The following is a 3874-nucleotide window of genomic DNA, read 5'->3' as shown; positions in this document are numbered from 1 at the left end:
ATATAGAACCAGGCCGGCGCGGCCGGAAGGTCGTGGAAGAAGGCGAAGGGGATGGCGAGCGCCGTGCTTGAAAAGCTCATGACGGTGACGGTCCACAACCGGTCGGCCCCCGTGCGCAGGAACGCGTTCCAGCTTGCGTGCAGGATCGCCGCAAACAATGCGAGCCCGATGACCAGCGGGCTCATTGCGGCCGGCGCGAGGCGGCAACGATGCCCATGGCCGCCTTGCGGGAGTCGCGAATGGCGGCTTCGGTCTGCCCCATCTGCGCCAGCAAGGTCGCACCTTCGATCAGCATAAGCAGCGTCGCCGCCACGCTCTCGGCGCGGCCGTGCGGCATCATCTCTTCGAGGATAGACTGCATGCGCCGCTTGAGGCCGTTCTTCTGCCTGACAACGGCCTCGAAAATCGGATGCCCGGGATCGCCGAACTCGGCCAGCGCATGTGCGAACAGACAGCCATGGAAATCCGGGCTGCGGAACCAGCGTGCATGCCAGTCGAAGATTTTTCCGATTTTCTGCTCCGGCGCAACGTCCTCCTGGGCGAGCCGGTCGAGTTGGCGGTCGAAACGCATAGCGCGATAGTCGAGCACCTCGACGATCAGTTCGTCCTTGCTGGGAAAGTGGCGATACATCGTCATCTTGGCCACATCGGCTTCGGCGATGATCCGGTCGATACCGGTGGCATGGAAGCCGGCGCGCTTGAACAGCACGTAGGCCGTGTCAACGACGTGTTGGCGCTTGCCGGAAGCGGACGATGGCGTCATGGAGATTACCTAGTAGTGAGACAGGTCTGTCTCACATCCATGCGACGGATCGGACCTGCTGTCAACGCGGCGCGAAAAAACGCCTGCAGCCGATCAAGCCACAGGCGCGAAAGAGATTGGAAGGGGAAACCGGGTCTAGCGCAGAATGCGGCAGCGGCCGTTGTAGACCATCCAGCGGTCGAAGCCCGAGACACAGAATTCGACATTGTCGCCGATCGAGGCAAAGCCCTGGCCTTCCTCGATCAGGTACCAGATGGTGCGATCGCGGCCGTCGGACAGGCTGACGGTGGCGCCGCAATAACGGCGACCGATCGGCCAGGTATCGTTGGCCGCCAGATAGCGATGCTGGTGGATGCGCCGGAAATCGGTGATCTGCACGTCAGGCAGATGCGGCACGTGATGCACCTGATAGGAAAAGCGGCTGGTGATCTTGTTCAGTACCCAGGGCTGACCGCAGACCCCGCTGTCTTCGTCGGAATAGACCGTAAGATCGGCGGCCTGCACGGTCTGGGTGATACCGAGAGGCGCGGCAAGCGGGGTGCAGAGCGAAATCAGGGCGGCAAGGGCGGATTTGGCGAAGCGAGTCATGGCAGCCTCTCAAGGTCGATTGCGCGCACTGTGCGGATTCGCTCGGCGGCGGTCAAGCGGTTGCGTTGACAATGGTTTCCCAGTTTGAAACCGCTTTTTGACCAAAGCCGAATTTGCACGCACCGGAATGGCTCTGGCACGTTCATATCGAGACCCAAAGGAGCACGGTCACTGGGTCGTCGATGAGCCCGCCTCAAGCCTGCTCGCCGGCCAGCCATTCCAGCGACCAGTGCGCCGGCCGCCCCACCGCAAGCAGCCTGTGCAGGGCCGGCAGCAGCGTCCGCAGCTCGCCCTCCAGCGTGAACGGCGGGTTGACCACCAGCAGACCGCTGCCGTCGAGGCTGGGTTCCGAAGAGGCCGGCCTGATCTCGAACTCGATATCGAGCAGCTTCGGAATGCCGGATTGCTTCAGCGCCTTGCGGAAGGCGATGATCGCCTTGCGGTCCTTGATCGGATACCAGAGCGCGTAGATGCCGCCGGGCCACCGCTTGTGCGCCCTTATCAGCCCGTCGACGAGGCGTTCGAACTCACCCGCTTCCTCGAATGGCGGATCGATGAGGACAAGGCCGCGCTTTTCCTTCGGCGGCAGATGCGCGCCGAGCGCCAGCCAGCCATCGAGCTCGATGATCCGGGCCTGGAAATCGCCGGCAAAGAACGTCCTCAGCCTCGCGGCATCCTTGGGGTGCAGCTCGATCGCCGTCAGCCGATCCTGCTTGCGCATGAGATGGCGCGCAATCAACGGCGAGCCCGGGTACTTCTGGATGCCACCCTCGGGGTTGAGCGACCGTATAGTCTCCAGATAAGGCGCGAGCAGCGCCGCCACCGGAGCGGCGAACGGGGCATCGATCAGCCTGCCGATGCCGCCTTGCCACTCACCCGTCTTCTGCGCCTCGGCGGACGACAGGTCGTAGCGGCCGATGCCGGCATGGGTGTCGACGACCCGAAACGCCTTATCCTTCTGCTTCAGATACTCGAGCAAGCGCGTCAGCACGACATGCTTGACGACGTCAGCGAAATTCCCGGCATGGTAGGCGTGGCGGTAGTTCATTGTTTTGTGCCGTTATGCATGTCGTTGTCCCAAAACCGCTGCACACCTTTGGGCGACATGCATCAGCCCCTGCCCCAACGCGGCGGTGGCGGCTGCGAGTTCGGATTTTCCGGCCGGCCGCCACGAGTGCGCAAAGTCAGCAAGAATCCGATCAGGCCGATCGCCATCAGCGCGAAGCCGACCGGCCGTGCACGGCTGTCGATCTCGCCGGCGCCGGAGCGCAGGATGAGATCGACCGCCCGCATTGGTATGTCGTCGGCATCACCCGGTCCAACGGTGAAGATATAAGGGCCAGGGCTGACGGTCGCGATCACGCCGGCCTCGTCGCGAAAGATCTTGTCGGTCAGTTGCGGGCTAGCCTGGCGAGGATTGTCGGAATGGTTGAACTGCAGCGTCGAGGCGAGCACCGTGCGGCCATTGCTTGCAGCGGTCAGCGTCAGGACGGTGCGCTGCTGCGAAACGATGCGCTCTGCTCTTGCGGTCAGGTCGACCAGCACCCGCACCGGCGCGTCGCGGCCGGAGAGCGGCACCGTCAGCGGCTTGAAGCGGCCCTGCTCATAGACCCGCCAGGTGCCGATCTCATGGCCGGAGAAGTTGCTCATCGCCCAGGGATAGACGACACCGATGCCGGCGCCGACGAGCAGGATCAGGACAAACAGAAAGCGCATTCAGATCACCATGGCGTATCGTGACCTTGCCAATAGCGCCCCGACGGCCAAAAGGCGATGGCCAGTTGCGGGCAGCCACCTGGAGGTGGGCCGTGCGGGCGCGAGCGCAACCAGATTGGCGGCCTGGCCGCGCAACAATTCAAGGTTCTACCTATGCGCTCAAAAATTAAGCCGAGTATTTCGCGCGCTGCGCTGACATCGCTGTCGGCTCATTCTCGGTCGTCCTTGCTGTCAAGTTTCGATTCTACCTCAAGGGACAGCTTCCGCGGGTCATACATTGTCGTCGATCGAGCCAATATGCTGATTAGTAAAGAGGATTTTCCGCATGCGCCGTGTTTCAGCCCGAGAGACGCTCGCCCCCTCACGTTAACCATTCGCGAGCGCACTTGGTTAAGAAATCACTAATTTAGTTGACTATAATTTCCACAGGTATATTTTCGATATGTTGGGATGTGCAATTTGGGCGAGCAATCGGCGATGGTGACACCGAGCGGGTGACCGCGTTTTCGGGGCGCAGAGAATGCTGAGCGGCAGCACGGAGGTCGTGTAGTCGTACCAGCTTCGCGAAAGCCAAAGAACAATTAACGCACATCAGTGATGGCGATTCCGCAGACGCGGAGGTTTGCCACGTTCTGAAGGAACGTGGCCGGGCGATGCTTTGTCCCGGCCCCGGCGGTAGCGTGTGCGGTGCGTGCGAGGAAAGCATGGGTAAGCTTGTCAAGGTTCTGAAACTGGAATCCGGCAGCCAAAGGGGCGCCAACCAAAGCCGACGACGCGCCCTTGTCGCCGGAGGAGCGGGTTTTTTAG

The 3874-nt window shown here is 62.0% G+C and carries 4 protein-coding genes and 1 pseudogene; all 5 read right to left on the bottom strand.

What is annotated here, in order from left to right:
• Nucleotides 1–185, bottom strand: a pseudogene (locus EN750_RS22720) (EamA family transporter); the annotation flags it as partial.
• The gene (locus EN750_RS22715; RefSeq protein WP_127397708.1) at nt 182–763 is read right to left on the bottom strand and encodes a TetR/AcrR family transcriptional regulator; all 582 of its coding nucleotides are present in this window, start codon (nt 761–763) and stop codon (nt 182–184) included. The pseudogene EN750_RS22720 and the gene EN750_RS22715, both read right to left, overlap by 4 nt.
• Before the next feature lie 135 nt (nt 764–898).
• Nucleotides 899–1351 (bottom strand): hypothetical protein, encoded by a 453-nt coding sequence (locus EN750_RS22710; RefSeq protein ID WP_023813788.1) that lies wholly within the window; start codon nt 1349–1351, stop codon nt 899–901.
• Nucleotides 1352–1544: 193 nt separating this feature from the next.
• Nucleotides 1545–2399 carry a 23S rRNA (adenine(2030)-N(6))-methyltransferase RlmJ gene (locus EN750_RS22705; protein WP_127397707.1) on the bottom strand — a complete coding sequence of 285 codons (855 nt, stop codon included), beginning with the start codon at nt 2397–2399 and terminating at the stop codon, nt 1545–1547.
• A gap of 62 nt (nt 2400–2461) precedes the next feature.
• Complete coding sequence (locus EN750_RS22700) at nt 2462–3067, bottom strand: hypothetical protein (RefSeq protein ID WP_127268682.1); 606 nt, start codon at nt 3065–3067, stop codon at nt 2462–2464.
• Nucleotides 3068–3874: the final 807 nt, after the last annotated feature.

Source organism: Mesorhizobium sp. M7A.F.Ca.ET.027.03.2.1, assembly GCF_003999175.1.
Taxonomy (GTDB): Bacteria; Pseudomonadota; Alphaproteobacteria; order Rhizobiales; family Rhizobiaceae; genus Mesorhizobium.
The sequence above is the reverse complement of the archived record's forward strand: the minus strand, read 5'-3'. Positions and strand labels throughout refer to the sequence as shown.

Coding starts and splice junctions, on each gene's coding strand:
- EN750_RS22715 (WP_127397708.1), bottom strand. CDS start 763: ATGACGCCATCGTCCGCTTCCGGCAAGCGCCAACACGTCGTTGACACG.
- EN750_RS22710 (WP_023813788.1), bottom strand. CDS start 1,351: ATGACTCGCTTCGCCAAATCCGCCCTTGCCGCCCTGATTTCGCTCTGC.
- EN750_RS22705 (WP_127397707.1), bottom strand. CDS start 2,399: ATGAACTACCGCCACGCCTACCATGCCGGGAATTTCGCTGACGTCGTC.
- EN750_RS22700 (WP_127268682.1), bottom strand. CDS start 3,067: ATGCGCTTTCTGTTTGTCCTGATCCTGCTCGTCGGCGCCGGCATCGGT.